Origin of the sequence: Kangiella aquimarina DSM 16071, assembly GCF_000374105.1 — a bacterium.
GTDB classification, from domain to species: Bacteria; Pseudomonadota; Gammaproteobacteria; order Enterobacterales; family Kangiellaceae; genus Kangiella; species Kangiella aquimarina.
This window is the reverse complement of record NZ_KB893651.1, coordinates 577,219-596,515: the sequence shown is the minus strand read 5'-3', so window position 1 is coordinate 596,515 and position 19,297 is coordinate 577,219. Positions and strand designations below refer to the sequence as shown.

18 protein-coding genes are annotated in these 19,297 nt (G+C 41.8%); 1 reads left to right on the top strand and 17 read right to left on the bottom strand.

The genetic code is table 11. The features are described from left to right. Window positions 1-241: 241 nt before the first annotated feature. From B158_RS0112130 to ribF, 17 genes are all read right to left on the bottom strand, one after another. Window positions 242-952, bottom strand: a complete 711-nt coding sequence (locus B158_RS0112130; RefSeq protein WP_018625657.1) for a ParA family protein — start codon at window positions 950-952, stop codon at window positions 242-244. 89 nt (window positions 953-1,041) lie between these two features. Beyond that, window positions 1,042-3,993, bottom strand: a complete 2,952-nt coding sequence (locus tag B158_RS0112125) for a VWA domain-containing protein (protein WP_018625656.1) — start codon at window positions 3,991-3,993, stop codon at window positions 1,042-1,044. Between the two features lie 11 nt (window positions 3,994-4,004). Further along, window positions 4,005-4,562, bottom strand: a complete 558-nt coding sequence (locus tag B158_RS0112120; protein ID WP_018625655.1) for a PilX N-terminal domain-containing pilus assembly protein — start codon at window positions 4,560-4,562, stop codon at window positions 4,005-4,007. A 4-nt stretch (window positions 4,563-4,566) separates the two neighbouring features. Then, entirely contained in the window at window positions 4,567-5,307 is a 741-nt protein-coding gene (locus tag B158_RS0112115) for a PilW family protein (protein WP_228127101.1), read from the bottom strand. A gap of 56 nt (window positions 5,308-5,363) precedes the next feature. After that, entirely contained in the window at window positions 5,364-5,957 is a 594-nt protein-coding gene (pilV, locus tag B158_RS0112110; protein ID WP_018625653.1) for a type IV pilus modification protein PilV, read from the bottom strand. Then, window positions 5,954-6,517 carry a pilus assembly FimT family protein gene (locus tag B158_RS0112105; protein WP_018625652.1) on the bottom strand — a complete coding sequence of 188 codons (564 nt, stop codon included), beginning with the start codon at window positions 6,515-6,517 and terminating at the stop codon, window positions 5,954-5,956. The genes pilV (B158_RS0112110) and B158_RS0112105 overlap by 4 nt, the downstream gene beginning before the upstream one ends. 171 nt (window positions 6,518-6,688) lie before the next feature. Further along, window positions 6,689-7,096, bottom strand: coding sequence for a type IV pilin protein (locus tag B158_RS13640; protein ID WP_018625651.1), 408 nt, complete (start codon window positions 7,094-7,096; stop codon window positions 6,689-6,691). A 2-nt stretch (window positions 7,097-7,098) separates the two neighbouring features. Then, window positions 7,099-7,551, bottom strand: coding sequence for a pilus assembly FimT family protein (locus tag B158_RS13260; RefSeq protein ID WP_018625650.1), 453 nt, complete (start codon window positions 7,549-7,551; stop codon window positions 7,099-7,101). Continuing rightward, complete coding sequence (locus B158_RS0112090) at window positions 7,548-10,622, bottom strand: pilus assembly protein (protein WP_018625649.1); 3,075 nt, start codon at window positions 10,620-10,622, stop codon at window positions 7,548-7,550. Before B158_RS0112090 ends, B158_RS13260 begins: the two co-directional genes overlap by 4 nt. Before the next feature lie 14 nt (window positions 10,623-10,636). Next, window positions 10,637-11,200, bottom strand: a complete 564-nt coding sequence (locus tag B158_RS0112085; RefSeq protein WP_018625648.1) for a pilus assembly PilX family protein — start codon at window positions 11,198-11,200, stop codon at window positions 10,637-10,639. A gap of 9 nt (window positions 11,201-11,209) precedes the next feature. Beyond that, window positions 11,210-11,938, bottom strand: a complete 729-nt coding sequence (locus tag B158_RS0112080; protein WP_018625647.1) for a PilW family protein — start codon at window positions 11,936-11,938, stop codon at window positions 11,210-11,212. Window positions 11,939-11,954: 16 nt separating this feature from the next. Beyond that, on the bottom strand, window positions 11,955-12,620 hold the full coding sequence (pilV, locus tag B158_RS0112075) for a type IV pilus modification protein PilV (RefSeq protein WP_018625646.1): 666 nt from the start codon (window positions 12,618-12,620) through the stop codon (window positions 11,955-11,957). A 163-nt stretch (window positions 12,621-12,783) separates the two neighbouring features. After that, on the bottom strand, window positions 12,784-13,719 hold the full coding sequence (gene ispH / locus B158_RS0112070; protein ID WP_026309391.1) for a 4-hydroxy-3-methylbut-2-enyl diphosphate reductase: 936 nt from the start codon (window positions 13,717-13,719) through the stop codon (window positions 12,784-12,786). A gap of 3 nt (window positions 13,720-13,722) precedes the next feature. Further along, on the bottom strand, window positions 13,723-14,160 hold the full coding sequence (fkpB, locus tag B158_RS0112065; RefSeq protein WP_018625644.1) for an FKBP-type peptidyl-prolyl cis-trans isomerase: 438 nt from the start codon (window positions 14,158-14,160) through the stop codon (window positions 13,723-13,725). After that, a complete protein-coding gene (gene lspA, locus B158_RS0112060; protein ID WP_018625643.1) occupies window positions 14,150-14,692 on the bottom strand; it encodes a signal peptidase II in 543 nt (180 codons plus the stop codon). The genes fkpB and lspA overlap by 11 nt, the downstream gene beginning before the upstream one ends. A gap of 14 nt (window positions 14,693-14,706) precedes the next feature. Beyond that, a complete protein-coding gene (ileS, locus tag B158_RS0112055) occupies window positions 14,707-17,511 on the bottom strand; it encodes an isoleucine--tRNA ligase (RefSeq protein ID WP_018625642.1) in 2,805 nt (934 codons plus the stop codon). A 61-nt stretch (window positions 17,512-17,572) separates the two neighbouring features. Next, a complete protein-coding gene (ribF, locus tag B158_RS0112050) occupies window positions 17,573-18,508 on the bottom strand; it encodes a bifunctional riboflavin kinase/FAD synthetase (RefSeq protein ID WP_018625641.1) in 936 nt (311 codons plus the stop codon). Window positions 18,509-18,696: 188 nt separating this feature from the next. Here ribF and B158_RS0112045 point away from each other — a divergent pair, with 188 nt between their 5' ends. Beyond that, window positions 18,697-19,275 carry a hypothetical protein gene (locus tag B158_RS0112045; RefSeq protein ID WP_018625640.1) on the top strand — a complete coding sequence of 193 codons (579 nt, stop codon included), beginning with the start codon at window positions 18,697-18,699 and terminating at the stop codon, window positions 19,273-19,275. Window positions 19,276-19,297 lie beyond the last annotated feature (22 nt).

Genomic DNA, 19,297 nt, shown 5'->3' with positions numbered 1-19,297 from the left:
AATCTGCTATTAATTTTCCGGTTCTTATAGACATAAAAAAAGCCCGCTTTTGCGGGCTTTCAAATTCGTGTTCGGTATAAATATCTTACAAACAACAAAAGGCCCGCTACTTATGTAACGTGCCACCACCAGATGTTTTGTGTGATATTCATATTCATGCTTTGCAATCTAAACCAATTTATTTTCAGGGTCAACAGTTTTATTAAATGACTTACCATTAACGTTGCTGGGCTTTTATCTACTATTTCCCTTTTGCAAACTTATCTACCTGATTTTCCGTTTTAAGCCTGGACTTAGGTAGCTGCGAAATCAGTCGTTCAATATTTGAAGTTAACGACCAAATCTCAAGCTTTGCTGCAGGGTCATGCCACTCAGCAACAGTTAGCCCCTCTGCAAAGGAGTCAAGATAGGCAACGCGATTGCCTAACTTTGTTGGAAAATCTTCCAAACCAAGCTCTTGTTTAGCATTGGAAACAACGTTGTCTGCTGAGTTTGTTCGAACACGATAACGGTTCCAGCATATCCTGGCTTCCAAATTAGGGTTCATTGCCTTAGCTTCATCAACTATTTCAGCAAGGTGTTTAGTCGACCAGACTTCTATTGGTGAAGGGCTTAAAGGGATAAGAGCTAGATCAGAGAGTAAAACAACAGCTCTAGTTAGATTGGTAATTCTTGGATGACCGTCAATCAGGATGTAATCATATAAATCAGTATTTTCACGAACTTGCTTTTGTAGATGAGCAAGGTTCTTAGCCGATATAACATCCATATTTTCGATGAGATACTGCTCGTCTCGAACACGATACCAAGTTTCAAGAGAACTTTGAGGGTGATCGGTATCGATCATCAGAACTTTGCTTTTATCAGACAAAGTTGAGGCGATATTGGCACATAAAGTGGTTTTACCTGCCCCACCTTTCATTTGGACAAAACTAATGACTTTTGCGCGCACAGAAAATCCCCGTATCCTGTAGTTTTACATAATTCTACATGACACGGGGCAATTCGCAAGCTGGAGCTTTCATCTTTAATATCAAGAAGTTAGTTGCTCTTGAGTTGCTCAAGTTCTTTTTTGGTCAGTTCACGCCACTTAACGGTATTTAATTCGTTTAAATAGTCGCACTCAGCTCCGCTACAGATAACCTCAAGCCCAACCAGCTTAACCACATCCCCAGCACCACCATTGCCATCGTCGGGATAAACTATCGTAGGCTCAGGGGCGATACCCAGGAAACCTAAATTAGTTGAACGAACATACTCAACAAACTCGCCATTCTGATTATTTTTCTTAAAGAATGTAGGCTTACCGTCAAGTACGCTCACCGTGTATAACTTATTTTGTCCTGCAACAGCACTACAGGTGTTTTCCTCGTCTGAACCAGGTTTAAATGTGGTAAACAATACTCTGTAGTTGATGGTTGAGGCATCCGCCAATACTTTCTCTCCATCAGCAAGTCTTATATACCAACCATTATTGGTTGTTTCATGATCTAAAATATCAAATACACCGACATATCGCCCCTTGGTTGCATCGTTGGGGTCAGTATCAATTTTATTTGTAACATCAAATAAAGTGCTTTCACTAAGAACCTGCTCAGGGTAGCCGCCTGAAAGTATATTCTTATCGTAAAACACATAGAATCGGTCGTTAGTATCTTCGGCAAGTGGATGAGCTCTGTACCCTGAGCCTACCGCTATTAGAGCCATAGTCTTGCCGCGAAGCTTAACGAAAGATACGTCTGGACGATTATAGAACCGCCTGTTACCAGCAACACCTGTACCTGCAATATCTGCTAATTTGACACCATAAATTTGAGTGTTGCTATTCTTACTTTCTTGGGTAATGTCAAAACGGAATAGCTGACCACCTGTGTCAGTTGCATAAATATGCTCGATGGTGCCGCTGCCTCGTAAGTCACCGGCTGAGAGATCTGCTGCAAAGCTGTTGGTTAGTTGGCTAGCAAAATCACCACCTCTACGATCGATGGCATTGTCTTTAGCGTTCCAAAGCATTTGACCCGAAACTGCATCGGCAATAAAGATATTACGACCAACGGTATCGGGTGTATTAGCTTCTAAGCCATGGTTATCCTGATTTTGAGCATCATAACCACCGCCGAAAATCATGACTAATTTTTTTCCACCTCTCCATTTGATGTGGCCTATGATAGGCTTAGACCAAGTTTGGCCGAGACCTTCGTAGTAGTGAACAGTATCCCAGCTTAGTCCAGCCGTGACTTCTTCAGAAGTGGCAAAGTCCCCCGTAATGGTAAACATGTATTGCGGCCTTTCTGAGTTAGAAATATCAATCGCATAATAATTCTGGCCACCTCGTCTCATACCTACATACAGGTAAGCCTTTTCACCATTATCCACTTTGCCGTTTCTATTTCCGTCCTGATGGTAAACAGTAATATCTCCATCAAGGCCATAGATACGACTGGACACATTAGACAGGGCGTCATTTCTAACTAGCTCTGCGGTATTTTTTAACAGCTGACGAGGAATGAACGACCATTCTTCTTTACCGCTATTATCGTCAGTATTGATTGCATGCAAATAACCCTCGTTATCGCCCATGAATAGCAAGCTCTTATTTGCATAGTCAACAACCACTGGTTTGGAGTGAAGCGGATCACCGTATCGATTAATACTAGTATCCAAGACATCATCGTCATTAGTATCAATATCCACTTCTCCATTAAAAAGCCATGAAATATGGTTAGTTAGTTCAGCATCGCTCGCTGCAGCGTCTAACCCCAGCAATGAACGAGTAATCTGATTATTAGTCGTGGTGATTTTATTTTTCAGCGTCCACAGGTTTTTTTCCAAGATATTGGAGTAAACATTGCGTGGCATATCCATAGTTTGAGCAGCACCACCAAGAGCTAACTTATTACCATCCATTAAACTCCAAGCACTTGAAGCTGAATCTAGGAATTGTCCCTTGTCATTGACAGCATCAGCTTTATTGCTATCGACCACTTTTCCGTCTTTTAAATAATACTTTTTGAGATTCCCATGCCAGAATTGAGTTTTTGCAGGTTGGAACATGGCAAGGAATAGTTCGTTACTGCTATTCAGGCGATTACTTTGACTAAATGGCACACTTGGCGCAACCATCATGCTTTGCTCAATGTCGGATTCAATTGAAGACTTGAAAGCGTCAACTAGACCAGCTGTACTATCCGCTGTATAGCTATTTCCACTACCTTCCTTAGCGACTCCTTCCAGGAAACTCTTAGCGTCTGCATCTTCAAGAGCAAAAGCAATGGTGTGAGTTTTAACAGTCGAAGGCACTACATCCTTCAGCTGATCAACACTGGATAAATATTTAGCTAGTTTCTGTGAGCAATCTTTGCCATCGTCATTCCATGCGCAATTTTCGCCAGTTAAGTTCTTTATACTATTCCAATATTTATAATTGCTGTACTCCAAACTATTAGGTTGACCGTCAGTAAGAAATACAATGTTGCTGGCATTTCCGCAACTTGGGGTGATCGGAGAGTTTAAATCACCATATTTTCCACGAAAATAACTGGCAGCTTCATACAGCGCGCCTGCAGTTAAAGTACTACCATCTGCATCAAGTCCATCAATAGTGTTTAAGAGTATTGCTTTATGATTATTTTCACTTAGCTTTTTAATCTCATGCTGAAGAGCAATATTACCTCCTGAAGAGTAAGTAAGAATTCCTACTTTCACATTATTAGGTAAATCATTAAGAAATACCTGCAAAGCTTCCTTCATAATATCTAAACGAGACTGCTCGCCATTTCTGGGTAAACAATGCGCAATAGGATTTCTTCGCCACCGCCTTTCTGTGCATGTTTCTGTAGTGAAAGCCATTGAACCTGAGACATCAAGCACTAATAGCAAATTGACGTCTTTAGCCTGTCCGAAATAAACTTCGGTATCATCTGCATGCAATAAAGCAGGCATTAAGCCTGTAACTATCAATAGCGCAGTTATTAAACTTTTTTTAATAATCATAATCCCCTCACTTACAGTGCTTTATTGCAACTACGCACAGCACTCACCCACTCTTCAATATGAGTATTTGCCTCTCCGACATCTGCAACATCATTCTTATTTACATCAAGGTTACCCTCACCAATCAATTGGAAAGAATGACATCCTAAGCCCGTGTTATCCCAAGAATTACCTAAACACTTCAATGCCGCAGTTTCACAGTCATGATAAAAAGCTTCTACTCTTGCTTTTAGAATTTTGTCTGACTCAAGCCTCACGTCTGAATCACATTCAACCAAATCACCGAATTCATTAGTGCATTGTACATAACCGTTTTTAGGCGCAGGCAATGTATCCCAATAGGCATCCTCGGCTGTTTCCACTAAGTGAGAAGCATCATAATAATAGGTACTCACATAAGAACTATTGGCAGTCTGAGCGGCATGAAAGACCATAGTGTCTTCCTGGTTAACAACCGCTATTTTCTGAGAAGAAACACCCGAAGACATAATGGACACCCCGAGCAAGGCCATTATGGCCAAAATTATCAAGCCAATAATTAATGAAAAACCGCTTTGATTATTAGTCATAGAACTACTCCGAAACCAATAATGAATCTGGTGGTTGATGCCCATTGTTGTTTAACACAATGGTGCTTGTGAAAACCTTACGATAGCGTCCATCATTGAATACGTATGGACCTTCATCTAAAACGCCATTCAAGCTTACATTTTTGTCTATGACATTTTTCTCGTCCGATGCGACAGAAAATGCTATCTGCAAGGTTTGTAAAAGTGAGATATCACTTACAGAATCTGAGGTGACATATTGCAATCCATTAGCAGTCAGTACGCCATATCTAATCTGGAAACTTTCTACGTTCTTAATTAAGCTGGCACCGTTACATTTCAGCTCAGGCAAGCTATCGGCTGTCGATACGAGTTGATATTGATTTTGTACAATTCCATCGGCTGGCATGTCGCCTATGCAATTCTCTTCACCATAATAGCGCACTGTTAAACCGTCAGAAGCTTTACCTCCGGTTACGGCAACATTGTTTTTTAGTCCATCAAATGGTGCAGCTAAGCTATGACCATCAGCAGTTACGATATCACTATCAACCCAACCTGCTTTACGTAAATCACTTACAAGGTAGTTCATGGCAAACCGTCCGTTGTCATGAACGTGACTCATTGCAGTGTTAAGACGGTAAGTTTGTTTGCTAGACACAAATAACATCATAATTCCAGCGATGATAATTAGGCCAATCAACATCGCAACCATCATTTCAACTAAAGTAAAGGCCTTAGTGTTATAACGACTTAAAGGCTTCATTAACTTCTTTCCCATAGATGTATTAAATTTGGATATCCGTTTGCTTGATAAGTTACTCATGGGACAATCTCCAATTGAACACAAGCATAGTCACTGTCTAAATTGAGTTCAGTCTGGCAACGAGTGTTTTGGCTATATTTCTCTTTTCCACTTATATCCTCTCGCTCACGGCCCTTCCATGCCAAAAACAATGATATGCGCGAACCATAACTACAGTTGTCAGAATCAAGCTCTCGATCAAAACAACTAGCACCGATTATTCCCGTAGGGATTTTGGTATCAACCAAACTGGAACATACCTCAAAAATATCCTGCTTGGCCAAATCATCCATAGAGCAACTTGAATCTGAATCACAGGAAGCTTCAGGTATAATGCCACTTTCAATATCACACCAGTGAAAAACTGCCTTTGGGTTTACATCCCCAGTGTAAGCATTCGCTGAGCCCGCATCACTTCTCATGTACTCAGCGTTATTTCGCATTCGAGCCGCAGCATCCTCTAGAATGATGCTTGCCTGTGATCGAGAGAAAGAATCCAACGAGCTATTTAATGCGCCCATTTGCAAAGCTGCATACCCCAATAATCCGATACTTACCACAAGTATAGTGATCAGCACTTCCATTAAGGCTATTCCTGCCTGTTTAATCATGATGAAACCCCACACCCTTGTTTAATATCAGTCACCTGTACTCGACCTGAAGCCAACATCGTTAACTGTCTGCCCTTGCCATTAGCATTGCAAAATGTAATTCCGTGCTCCCCTAAAGGGTTTAAATTTGATGTCATACCATTTGGTTTAAAAATGATTGATAGTTCTTGATTGCCGATAAATGTGACCGGATCTTCAAGTTGGTTCTGTACATGTATGGCTTGGCTAAACTCTTGAACACCAGTCTCTGTATTCAATGGAATAACTTGCCACCCATCACCCCAGCTCTTTCCAATCGCTTTAACTTTTATACTGATATTTGTTTCAATTGCGACCTGACGAGCTTTATGGAAAGAGTCAATAAACCTTGAAGCTGTCTGGTCTAGTAATTTGGAGGAAAATAAATTAAGGAAAAGATGGCAGGCACTTAATAAAAAGCCCGCTAATAAGACAATACTAATGAATGATTCAACAAGACCAAATCCAGCTTGTTTCTGAAAGTGTCCTTGATAAATGGAAACACGTTGCATCCCACCTCTAACTTCACTACCCCAGCTCATAGCCCCTCAATCTGTTAAGGTTCCACCAATTGCCGGATGTATTCTAGAGATTTAAGAAATGTGTACTATTTGATATGTGTATTTAAATTGTAGGGTTTTGTATAAAAAACAACCCGTTCACAGAACGGGTTGGATACATTATTCGGAGCCTTTTTGAATAACTAAATTTACTTAGTCTGGCCAACTAGCAGCACCATTATAGGTTTTAACACCTGCCTGGTTTATGGTCAGATCCCCATCACCTTCCATTGAGCCAGTATCAGAAGCTCGAATCCTGTATGTTGTAGCTGATAAGTTTTCTAAAGATAAGGTGTAGTATACTGAACCTCCAGAGTTAGGTACATTCACGTTAAAAAGGTCTGCCAAAACAGCTCCATTGTAAGAAAAGTTCGCAGCTTTATAGCGCTCCATTGCTTCAGATGCCCCCATTAATGCTTGCATGGCATCTGATCTTTTCGCTCTTTTAACATACTCAGAATAAGAAGGGATTGCGATAGCGGCAATAATACCAATAATAGCCACCACAATCATAAGCTCCATCAAAGTAAAACCGTTGGTCTTTTTTGTAAATTTAATCATTATCAATAACCTTTCTTACTGATCGAAACCACACCCGCACCACTAAGGTCGAGAACCCTACATTTACTTCGCTTATCACATGCCTGAATGCCATCCCAAGCCAATCCCTTCAATATACCTCTCGAAGTTATTTGTAAGTCAGAAGGATTATTCAATGTAAGCTGAGAGTATGATTCAGATGAGCCAATGACCTCGCTAGTATCGTCAATAATAACCTCCCAGCCATTAGACCAAGCATTATCAACAGGTTTTATAGAAACTGATTGACGCCTTGTTAGGGCTTCACTCCTCGCCAAAGATACCGAATTGGAAAAGTCGTTTGCAAAAGCCACCAACCTATTCTCTAAAACCATATTTTGCATGCCAGGTACTGCAATCGCTAAAAGAATTGCAAGTACGGCTATTGTGGTAATAAGCTCTATTAGAGTAAAAGCATTTGTAAATTTTTTCATCATGGTTCCACTTTTTGCCAATTCATCCGCTCTACCTCACCTAGACCACTTGTTAATAAATCTTGGAATGTACCACCAATTCCACTATCGTCATCATTGATTACGTTGTTACCAACAAGCCCAACGAAGCCATCATCACCAAGATATAGTAATTGATATGCTGGAGGTAGTCCTGGATAGATGTCACTTATTGAACGAGTATCATTGCTAAAGAATGATGTACCATCAATCACATTAACACCATACAACTTACCAGCACCTGTAACCACTGTACAACGGTCTATTTTTGTAGCAACAGGAACATAGCTAGTAAAAACGATTTTGTTATTAATGATCCTAGCCTCGGCCAACACCTTCTCGCCAACCTCAGTTAACTCAAGCTTCCAACCGTCAATAGCATCAAAGTCAACTCCTGAAAGCGCAGCCTGCTCTTGTGACACATAACTGGTAATATCTTTTAAATTACCATGGGTTAACTTTGTTGGAGCTGAAGAATCAAATACCGTTCTGTCCTTTATCATGTAGAAGAAGTCATCAACAGTTTCGTCCAGTGGATGAGCACGATAGCCTGAACCAATAGCGATTGCTACAAATGATTGTCCACCTGGCCGTTCGATTGTTGCCGCAGTTGGTCCATAATAGAAACGTCTATTACCAGCTACTGTTGCATCATCATTCAAATCAGCAATAACATAGCCTTTGGCAAAGATTTGGTCGGTATTTTCGACGGCACTTTCGTTGTCAATATCCACTCTATAGATTCTTCCACCAGTGTCAGATGCATAAATATGATCGATCAAGCCTTCAGAATTGAATCCGAAAGGAGTTAAATCACCCACAACGCTATCTGTCATTTCTAATCCAGCATCCGTTTTAGCATCCCATAAGACTGTTCCGTCTCTAATATCAATCAGGAAGATATTGTTTCCCTGAGTCAGGGTTGGCTTTTCACTATAAGCAATACCAGCAATCTTTTTCTCTTGTTTGATCTCACCTGTTAATAAATCCTTAATTGGGTTTCCAAATGGGTCATACATATCTACGAATTCATATTTAACGGTGTCATCTCTGACACTGTCATAACCACCACCAAACATCAGAACAGTTTTTTGCTGACCATTATATTTGATGTTACCGAACTTTGGCTCTGACCAAGTTTGTCCCATCTTTTCTGCTCTAGCAGAATTGTTATCTATTTTATAAAGATATTTTGGGGTGTTTAGATCTGAAATATCAAGAACATGATAACTTTTACCACCTCGACGCATTCCAACAACAAGATAAGCCTTCTCGTCTGGACTATTACCATCTACTCGAGCATCACGGTCAGCATCAGCATGAACTAATAGCACCTGTCCATCGAGACCGTACTTGTGGTCTTCAGGTTTATCAATAACGACATCTTCATAAAATTTATCTAGATCTTTCACGAATTCATCGGGAATGTAGGACCAGACTTCTTCACCTGTCGCAATATCAATTGCATGTAAATAACCCATGTTAGTACCAAAGAAGGCAATCTCGCGGACAATCTCTTCTTCACCTGACGGTATCGCATATTTAACAATTTTTGGAACACTGTGCAGGGGGTCACCCATACCACCAAGTGTAGCAACATCATAGGTTCCTAATAGAACAGGATTCTCAGGATCTGTAGTATCCCAATCTTCTATGATAGAGAGGAACAGACCTCGCGCCTGATCATAATACTCTTGAAGCCTTGAGGAATCGATACCTAAATCAGCTGCGGAGTATTCTGTAATATCTTTGAGAGCTTGATCTCTTGAGAGTCCAAGATTGGTTAGTACCTTTCTTGTATATGCACCGAAAGGTTTGATTACACTTCCGTCAAATAGAGTAACATCATCCTTGAGAATAAGATGACTGGTTAAGGCTTCTGCTGCACCACCTAATCTTACATTATTTCCATCAGGGTATGGTGACCAATAACTTTTTGCGATTTCACCATTATCATCAATCGGATCACCATTTTTGAATAGATCTTTTTCATTAACTGCCTCAATAGGAGTGCTATCCATCAATACAGAATCAACAATCTTATATTTTTTAATATTTCCCGGCCAACGCTGCCTGTTATCAGGCTGAAATTGAGAGAAATATAAACTGTTATCTAGTTCTAGTCGGTTCTGTTGACTCACGGTTACACCAGCTTGAACGAAACTGGAACCTTGACGTAGAACCTTTTCAAGCTTGTCTTTGATGTAGTCGGCTAACGAAGTATCAGATAAACCATCCCATCTGAAGGGATCTTCTGTCTCACTTGCATCTGTAATGGCTTTAAGATTTGCATACAAACCTGCTTGACTACCACTAAATACTGCATAAGTGTCTACTTTTTGAGACTTTAAATACTTCGCAACAGCTGCCGGTGCATCACAATTATCACCACAAGTACCATTTGTAACTTCGGTTATTTGCTCTGAGTTATCCTTGTTATTACCTGGCTGACCACCAGAAATCACAATAATCGCATTACCGCCGCAATTGAAATCTGCAGATAAGTTATCGTAAATACCGCTTTTCAGGTTATCAGTTTGCACCAATGGGTCCATCTCAAAGCCTTTTTCATTTGGCTTTTGAAATGTTGCTCCATAAACAATTTCCATTCCCTGAAAATAACGAGCAGCTTCAACCATGCCTTTTGTCAACGCAGGACCACCTGTGAGAGAACTTGTTTGCAGTTCATTTTCTGCCCAACCTGCAAATGTGTGCCCATCGCTGTCAACGTCATTTAGCCCCATGACTGGGCGAGTTGTTTTGGCCGAGGCTGCATTACCAGATGAGTAGAAAATCTGAACACCTATGTCCACATTGTCAACAAAGTCTTGGTCTTGAGCAATTGATTTAAATGCACTACGTAAGTTAGCTAATCTCTCGGAACCATTGGTATTCGCTGACCATTCTAAGAGGATCAACACCTTTGGTTTCGAAATTTCAAGAAGACCGGCATCATTAAAATAGACTTCGGTATCATCGGCTTTAGTAGTACTAGTCAAAAGCGGTAATGCAATGTAGCTAGCAACTAAAGTGGAATATAGAATTTTCTTAAACATTACCATTACCTCAATTATAGAATTGGTATAGCGCCACCTGTAGACGCATCACAGCCCGAGGTTTTAACAACCCAGCTATTTACCTGATTAGTTGTTGTACCGGCTACAGTGCTAAAACCAGTAATTTTCCATGCATTACAATTAATTAATCCGCCAAACTCATTACCTGGACAAGATTTGCAATCAAGGAACTCAATTTGTGCAACCGCATTCAAACCACCGATACCTTCGAAACCATCGTTACAACTAGCTTTGTCCGCTACTTCTGTTACCTCGCCATTTGCGCTAACACAGAAAAATGGGGTAATTGGTGTAACTGCACCAGTTACTGGATCAACTGACATTAACTCATCATCAAAGTTTGAGCCATAGAGCTCACGCTTATCTAATTTATCAGCATTAATTAGCGCAGCAACTGCACTTTCTGCAACGTGAAAAGCCTCATTTTCTAAATAAACATTTGTGGATGACTTTTGCTGAATGATTGAACCAGACATACTTGCAACGCCTAGAATGGTTAGAATAATTAGAAAAATTAAAACCACTACTAAAGTTGCGCCATTTTGTTTTTGCATCATAAAACTCTCCTATGAACCTAAGTATTTAGGTCTATTAGGTAAAAATATTGTCGATGAAAATATTCGCCTTAATTTCCGGTCATTATTGGCGGTGAACTCACCCTCTCCTAAAATAGTGAAGGTTCTAGCTGTATTGGTATCAGCTACATTCGTATCACTTGCCAATAACAAAATTACTTTAACCGATGCTACTTGACGAGCTTCAACAGGATTTGCTGCCAACTGAGAAGCAGTAACATATTTCTCAGGGGTGTTGTCTCTATCAGTGTCTACGCCGTATAGAAAATGAGCAACCTCAACACCATTTATTATTGGTTGAGAAGCGCCCCCTGCTCCACATTTCAACTGCCCATCCTCAACAAAAAATCGATTAGTAGCAACTCCGCCGGCCGCTGCATTACCTAAACAGTCAACATCAGACTCATACCGAATTTGAAGTGAGTCAGATACATTGGCAGCACCTCCATCTGAGGTTCCAGTTAAATCTATGTAGTTTGGGGTAGAGGCTCCTATAATAAAGTCAGGCTCTTTCCAACCAGCCATTTGAATTTCATTGGTTAGGAAATAAAGTGCAAAACGTCCATTTTCCTGTAATTCAGAAATACCATTTTGAGCTTGTGAAGACTTTTGCATACCTAAAAAGAAAGTGCCTACTCCGGCTAACAAAATTAAGCCAATAGTAATAGCAACCATGTATTCAATCAGCGTAAAACCATTTGATTTATTAATACTTTTCATCTCATTTATCACTTTGTTACGGCATAATGTCAATTACTAAGCAATCGACAGGGTCACCAATAGTTGCATAATCTAAGCCTATTGATGCAGCAAAAACATTACAGCGTTGGTTCTCTGGTATTCCAACGGAGCCAACATCTTCTCGCCGGACATTATTTGCCCAAAATGTATATATGTGTAGGGTAGAACCTGGTGAGCAAACATCTGCATCCGAAGCATCTCTATCAGTACACCCAACTCTGACCTGACCATTTAGCAAGGCATCATCATTATCAACGTCTGTTGTGAAACCTTTAATCGTCTGACAAGCTTGCCACGCATCAACTCTAGCTTGCTCTGATGGAAGACAAAGACCTCCCGCGCCAGAACATGCAGGCTTAACATCGCAGTTTTCGTAATTAGCCTGTACCAAGTACTCGGAATTACCACCAGAACTGAAGATATAATCTCTATTTGCTCTCAAAGCTGAGCCTAGCTCCTGAGCAATAAGAGTTGCTTGTGTACGTGCAAGTCCATCCTGATTTGAATTGATAGACGCGAGTTGTAAAGAAAGGAAGCCCAACAAACCAATTGCAATGATTATCATCGCAATCAAGACTTCCATTAAACTGAAGCCCTGCTGTTTCGAGGGTATGAGCTTCACTTTGGGGTGTCCGGATGTTTTGAATTTTTGCTTTAACATTATCTGGTCCAAAATAAGTTTTTCACCAGTATGTTATACGAAAACAAACTTTCAAGATCACGAACTAATAGACAAACGGTAAGATTTAGCCGATAAACGGTTATTTTATCGGCTTAGAAAAGGAAAATGATAAGAATCAGGTAGTTATAATGAGTCTAGATGATTATTCAGCTCGTAATTCCGCTGGAAGTACGAACACGATATTTTCTTCTACTCCATCGGATTCAAGTGCAGTTGAACCACCCTGAGATTCGAGATATTTGATAACATCCTGCACAAGAATTTCTGGTGCAGAGGCACCGGCAGTAACACCAACTTTATTGACGCCCTCAAGCCAACTAGCATCAATCTCAGTAGCATTGTTAATTAAATAAGAACGGCAGCCCTGATTTTCTGCAAGTTCCTGTAAGCGACTGGAGTTAGAGCTGTTCTGCGCACCCACCACAAGTATCAAATCACACACTGCTGCCAGCTGCTTGACTGCATCCTGACGATTCTGGGTGGCATAGCAGATATCATCTTTTTTGGGGCCCTGAATATTGGGGAACTTGTCTTTTAATGCATTGACCAGTCGCTGAGTGTCGTCGACCGATAAAGTGGTTTGAGTAACATAAAAGAGTGAATCTGGATTCCGAACCTGTAACTCAGCCACGTCCTGTTCATCCTCTACCAAATAGATGCCAGCTTCAGAATTGTCATACTGGCCCATAGTTCCTTCTACTTCTGGATGACCTTTATGTCCAATCAGCACACACTCTTCGTTACGGCGACTGTGCCTTGATACTTCCATATGAACCTTTGTAACCAAAGGACAGGTAGCATCAAATACCTTCAGGTGGCGCTCTTTAGCTTCATGACGTACCTGTTGGGATACACCGTGTGCGCTAAAGATAAGTGTTGAATGTTCAGGAACCTCATTGAGGTCTTCTATAAAGATGGCACCTTTTTCGCGCAGGCCGTCAACCACAAACTTGTTGTGCACTACTTCATGTTTGACATAAATCGGCGCACCAAAAATTTCAATGGCGCGATTAACGATCTCAATGGCACGGTCAACACCGGCACAAAAGCCACGAGGATTAGCTAAAACAATATCCATCATTTATTCCTGATGTCGTATATCGACAACGTCAACTTCTACAATAATGTCCTGATCAGCCAGCGGATGATTAAAATCCACCTTAACTGAATGACCCTTTACTTCACGGACCATGCCTGGAATCGCTCCACCGCCCATCTGTTCAAAAGCGATGATGGATCCTTCTTCAAGCTTCAGATCCACCGGAAACTGATTAATATCCATAAAATGAATATTATCAGGACTGGCAGGACCGAAGAAATCAGAACCATGAATTTCAAGCTTACGCGTTTCACCTTTTTCGGCACCCAGTAACTGAGACTCAACTTTGTCGGTCAAACTACCATCACCAAAGATAAACCAAACCGGCTTGCCACCAACCCGAGTACTATCTGCCGCAGAACCATCCTTAAGCAAAATATTAAAATGCACTAAAGCCTTTGAGTTTGCTTCAATCTTCATTATTTTTTCTCGTCTTTTCCGGCTTGGACTTATGCTCAGGATTGATAAATGAATCAATCAACAACAGTCCAACCCCTATCAGGATAACGCTATCAGCAATGTTAAAGGTTGGCCAATGGTATCCATCTATGGACACATACCAGTCAATAAAGTCAATGACATAGCCATATACCATGCGATCAATTAAGTTTCCGAAAGCACCGCTTAAAATCAGCGCCATACCAATATTGGGTAGCTTTTTATGCGACTCGGTGCGCCACATCCAGAAAAGTAGCAACAGACTGATGCCAATCGCTATTGCAGTAAAAAACCAACGCTGCCATCCTCCAGCATCCCCTAGAAAACTAAAAGCAGCGCCATAGTTATAGGCAAGATTTAAATTAAAATGGGGCATCACCTCAATGATTGGTCCGCCATGGACCGGAGCCAATGCTGTATTTGCCCAGGTTTTAGTAACCTGATCAATAATCAACAAGACCGCGGTGAGCCACAACCACACCAGTCCAGACTGTCTAAATGGCAATTTTTTCATTGTCGTAACAGTCCTTATGCGTAATGGCGAGTTTCGCCTGTACCAACCACGTTCTCGACACAACGTGTACAGATAGTCGGATGCTCCGAGTTTTGACCAACATCATGACGATGGTGCCAACAACGTTCACATTTTTCAGCGTCTGACTTAGTAATGCTCAATTGCAAGCCTTTCATTTCAGTCGCTTCGCCACCCTCACCCTTCTCAAGACGAGCCTGCGAAGTAATGAAAACAAAACGTAACTCATCTTCCAGTTTCGACAAAACCGCATACAGTTCATCATTAGCATAAAGCGTCACTTCTGCTGCCAGCGAGCCACCAATAGCACCGTCTTTGCGCTTTGCTTCCAGAGCACGGTTCACTTCATCTTTAACTTCTGAAATCAACGCCCAATCAGCCTGCGTAATATCGGCATTTTCCATAGGGAACAAACCTTCATACCACTCAGCAACGAATACATTCGACTCGCGCTTGCCTGGAATAAGTGGCCAAATCTCATAAGCTGTAAAGCTCAATACCGGAGCCATCCAGCGGACTAATGCTTCGATAATGTGATACATGGCAGTCTGGCACGATCGCTGTGCACGAGAACCGGTTTTAGCCGTATATTGACGATCTTTAATGATATCCAGGTAGAAGCTACCCATATCAATAGAGCAGAAATGATGGATCTTCTGTGCAACTAACCAGAAATTATAATCATCATAGGCTTTGATAATTTCCTGTTGCGCCTGATAAGCGCAATCCACCGCCCAGCGATCTAGCGGAAGCAAATCATCTTTAGCAACTGAATGTCTTTCAGGCTCAAAACCTTCAAGGTTTGATAACAGGAATCGTGAAGTATTACGAAGGCGACGGTAAGTATCACCAGTGCGCTTCAAAATTTCTTCAGAAACCGCCATTTCACCGCGGTAGTCAGCAGAAGAAACCCATAGACGTAATACATCAGCGCCCAGCTTGTTGATGACATCATTAGGAGCCATCACGTTGCCTTTGGACTTAGACATTTTTTCGCCCTTGCCATCAACCACGAAGCCATGAGTCAGACAGTGTCGATAAGGCGCATGACCATACATGCCGGTTGCCGTTAGCAATGACGACTGAAACCAACCGCGATGCTGATCGGAACCTTCTAAATACAGATCCGCAGGTTGACGCAAATAATCGCGAGCTTCTAAAACGCAATAATGAGTGACACCTGAGTCAAACCAGACATCCAGAGTATCATCGATTTTTTCGTACTTATCTGCATCAACGAATTCCGAAGCATCTAAGTCATACCATGCCTGAATACCCTTCTCTTCGATATAGTAAGACACTTTTTCCATTAAATCAGCTGAGTCAGGATGCGGTTCTCCTGTCTGCTTATCGATAAATAAGCATAATGGAACGCCCCAGGTACGCTGGCGCGAAATACACCAGTCCGGACGCGAACCAACCATACTTTCGATGCGAGCTTCACCCCACTCGGGTACCCATTTAACCTTTTTGATTTCTTCCATTGCCTGAGCCTGTAACCCATTCTGGCTCATGGAAATAAACCATTGCGGTGTGGCGCGGTAAATCAAAGGCGTTTTTGTTCTCCAACAATGTGGATAGCTATGGCGCATTTTGTCCTGATGTAACAGACGACCTTTTTCGATTAAGTGATCCACAACTGGTTGATCAACTTTATAAACATGCTGACCGGCAAACACAGGCGTCTCATCCGAGAAAACACCATTTGCCATTACATAATTCAATAAGCCTATGCCATACTTTTTACCGACCACAAAGTCATCAGGACCATGATCAGGTGCAGTATGCACAAGACCCGTACCGGCATCCGTAGTGACATGCTCACCCAGAATTACCGGTAACGTTTTATCGTAAAACGGATGGTTCAACTCAAAGTTCTCGAGCTTTGAACCTTTAGTTGAAGCTATAACTGAATAGACTTCAATTTCAGCTTCTTTCATGACACTTTCAACGAGCTCACGAGCCAGTACAAAGCGTTGCTTCTTACCATCTCGTTCGACTTGAACTAATACGTATTCTAAATCTTCGTGAACAGTTACCGCCTGACTGGATGGTAACGTCCAGGGAGTCGTGGTCCAGATAACTACTGAGACTTCGCCTTCGCCCTGCTCGCCTGCGAAGTCAAAAGCCTTTAAAAATGCCTGCTCATCAGCGACAGGATAATTCACATAGATAGAAAAAGAGGTTTTGTCTTGGTATTCAACTTCAGCCTCAGCCAAAGAAGAACCACCGACAACGCTCCAGTAAACTGGCTTTTCCCCTTTGAAGAGATGACCATTACGAACCAGTTTGGATAAGGCTCGAACGATGTTAGCTTCAAATTTAAAATCCATGGTCAAATAAGGATTATCCCATTCGCCTAAGACACCAAGGCGAATGAAATCGGTCTTCTGCCCATCAACCTGCTTGGCCGCATAGTCGCGACATTTCTGACGAAACTCAGCGTGAGAGACTTTATCCCCTGCTTTACCGACTTTCTTCTCAACATTATTTTCGATAGGCAAGCCGTGGCAGTCCCAACCCGGAACATACGGGCTGTCAAAACCGCTCAAGGTTTTACTCTTGATGACGATATCTTTAAGAATTTTATTAACAGAGTGACCAATGTGAATATTACCATTCGCATAAGGAGGGCCATCGTGCAAAATAAATTGATCACGACCAGCACGTGCTTTACGAATTTCGCCGTAAAGATCGTTTTTGCTCCATTCAGCCAACATCTTTGGCTCACGTTGTGGCAAGTTTCCACGCATTTCAAAGCGTGTTTTCGGTAGATTTAATGTGTCTTTATAATCGCTCATTTAAGCTACTACTCTGTTTTGTTTAAATTAAAATGTTAAGGCTCAGACCAGTTTGTATATCCTAGTCGGTCAAAATTAACCGAGCCTTTTCAATATCACGGTTAATCTGTTCAATTAACTCGTCTTTACCACTGAATTTCTGTTCATCCCGAATTTTAGCGACAGGCTCAATCGTCAGCTGCTTACCATAAACATCACCGTCAAAGTCCAGCAGGTGAACTTCAAGGCGTTCTTTACGAGCATTTAAGGTTGGCTTTATGCCAACATTTGCCACTCCGTTAATCGCTTTATCCTTAATACCAAATACTTTTACCGCGTATACGCCCTGCAAAGGACTCTTGACGCGTTTCAGTGCAATATTAGCGGTGGGGACACCAATCGTTCGGCCCTGCTTATCGCCATGCGCAACTCTGCCTCGGAAACGATAAGGCCGCCCCAGCAGCTTCTCAGCATGCTCAAAGTCATTATCAACAATCGCCTGACGCACCAGGCTACTGCTGATTCGAGCACTTTCTCCATCAATGCTCTGTGTCACGGTCTGATTAGCTTCAACCGGGAACTTGGCTTCTTGCTGCAACAAAGCAAAATCGCCTTTCCGTTTATAACCAAACTTAAAGTCATCACCAATAAACAGGTGCTTGACGTGCAAAGTCTCAACCAGCACTCGGCGTATGAAATCTTCTGCGCTTAACTCTGCCAACTCTTGATTAAAGCGCAAACACAGCACGTAATCCACACCTAAGTCTTTAAGGGCCAGAAGCTTGTCTGTCAGCTTGAAAAGCCGGGCTGGCGCAGCCTCAGGACGGAAGAATTCTTGTGGGTGCGGCTCAAAAACGATTACAACACTGGGCACGGATAGTGCTTTAGCCTTGTCTGTTAAGCGCTTAATAATCGCCTGATGGCCTAGATGGACACCGTCAAAGTTACCAATAGTCGCAATACTGCCCTGCTGAAACAGGTTTGGGGGGCAACTGTATAGACCACGAATTAGGCGCATAACCGCGATTTTCTCCAAGCGACAGATATTGATGCCGAGCCAATCAAAGCGGGCAATTATAGCGGACAATGGGTCAGGAATTAACCACCTTTCAATAAATTAGCCAATTTTAATAGGAATTGAATCCATTCTCCGAAACTGACAATATAGACCTCTATTTCAGGAACATTTAAAAAGCGACTAACCTCATGAAAAAACAACTAAAATCCACTGCGGTCCTGGCATCAAGTCTGTTACTAGGAAGTTGCGCCTGTTTTTTTGCTCCAGATTATGACTTAACCAATGAAGAACTGGCCTTCTTTGATAACCTTACCCGCATGTGCGGCAGCCAGTTTGTCGGTGAGTCAGCTTTCCCTGATGATCCCAATCATGATTTTGCTGGCAAAAAACTGGTTGCTACGATTGACGGCTGTGGTCCTCGTTATGTATCCATTCCGTTCCAAGTAGGCGAAGATAAGTCCAGAACCTGGCTCATATTCAAAACTGATAACGGTTTACGATTACGTCACGACCACCGCCATGAAGACGGTTTACCAGATGAGCAAACTCTATATGGCGGCTATTCAGCACCCTACAAAGGGGAACAACCTACTCAATATAAGCAATTTTTCCACGCTGATGATTATACCTTTGAGATGATTCCAGAAGCACAAAGCAATGTGTGGATGCTGGACTATAATCCTGAAACTAAAGAGCTGACTTATTATTTAGAGCGCCATCAAGAGCCACGATATAAAGCAGTGTTGAAGCTGGTTGGAGAGAAGTAGTTACAAGAGGTTACCAATTAAA

Bases quoted from the DNA above. Each gene is read 5' to 3' on its own strand.
- B158_RS0112125 (WP_018625656.1), bottom strand. From the start codon at position 3,993: ATGATTATTAAAAAAAGTTTAATAACTGCGCTATTGATAGTTACAGGC.
- B158_RS0112120 (WP_018625655.1), bottom strand. From the start codon at position 4,562: ATGACTAATAATCAAAGCGGTTTTTCATTAATTATTGGCTTGATAATT.
- B158_RS0112115 (WP_228127101.1), bottom strand. From the start codon at position 5,307: ATGAAGCCTTTAAGTCGTTATAACACTAAGGCCTTTACTTTAGTTGAA.
- pilV (WP_018625653.1), bottom strand. From the start codon at position 5,957: ATGATTAAACAGGCAGGAATAGCCTTAATGGAAGTGCTGATCACTATA.
- B158_RS0112105 (WP_018625652.1), bottom strand. From the start codon at position 6,517: ATGAGCTGGGGTAGTGAAGTTAGAGGTGGGATGCAACGTGTTTCCATT.
- B158_RS13640 (WP_018625651.1), bottom strand. From the start codon at position 7,096: ATGATTAAATTTACAAAAAAGACCAACGGTTTTACTTTGATGGAGCTT.
- B158_RS13260 (WP_018625650.1), bottom strand. From the start codon at position 7,551: ATGATGAAAAAATTTACAAATGCTTTTACTCTAATAGAGCTTATTACC.
- B158_RS0112090 (WP_018625649.1), bottom strand. From the start codon at position 10,622: ATGTTTAAGAAAATTCTATATTCCACTTTAGTTGCTAGCTACATTGCA.
- B158_RS0112085 (WP_018625648.1), bottom strand. From the start codon at position 11,200: ATGATGCAAAAACAAAATGGCGCAACTTTAGTAGTGGTTTTAATTTTT.
- B158_RS0112080 (WP_018625647.1), bottom strand. From the start codon at position 11,938: ATGAAAAGTATTAATAAATCAAATGGTTTTACGCTGATTGAATACATG.
- pilV (WP_018625646.1), bottom strand. From the start codon at position 12,620: ATGTTAAAGCAAAAATTCAAAACATCCGGACACCCCAAAGTGAAGCTC.
- ispH (WP_026309391.1), bottom strand. From the start codon at position 13,719: ATGGATATTGTTTTAGCTAATCCTCGTGGCTTTTGTGCCGGTGTTGAC.
- fkpB (WP_018625644.1), bottom strand. From the start codon at position 14,160: ATGAAGATTGAAGCAAACTCAAAGGCTTTAGTGCATTTTAATATTTTG.
- lspA (WP_018625643.1), bottom strand. From the start codon at position 14,692: ATGAAAAAATTGCCATTTAGACAGTCTGGACTGGTGTGGTTGTGGCTC.
- ileS (WP_018625642.1), bottom strand. From the start codon at position 17,511: ATGAGCGATTATAAAGACACATTAAATCTACCGAAAACACGCTTTGAA.
- ribF (WP_018625641.1), bottom strand. From the start codon at position 18,508: ATGCGCCTAATTCGTGGTCTATACAGTTGCCCCCCAAACCTGTTTCAG.
- B158_RS0112045 (WP_018625640.1), top strand. From the start codon at position 18,697: ATGAAAAAACAACTAAAATCCACTGCGGTCCTGGCATCAAGTCTGTTA.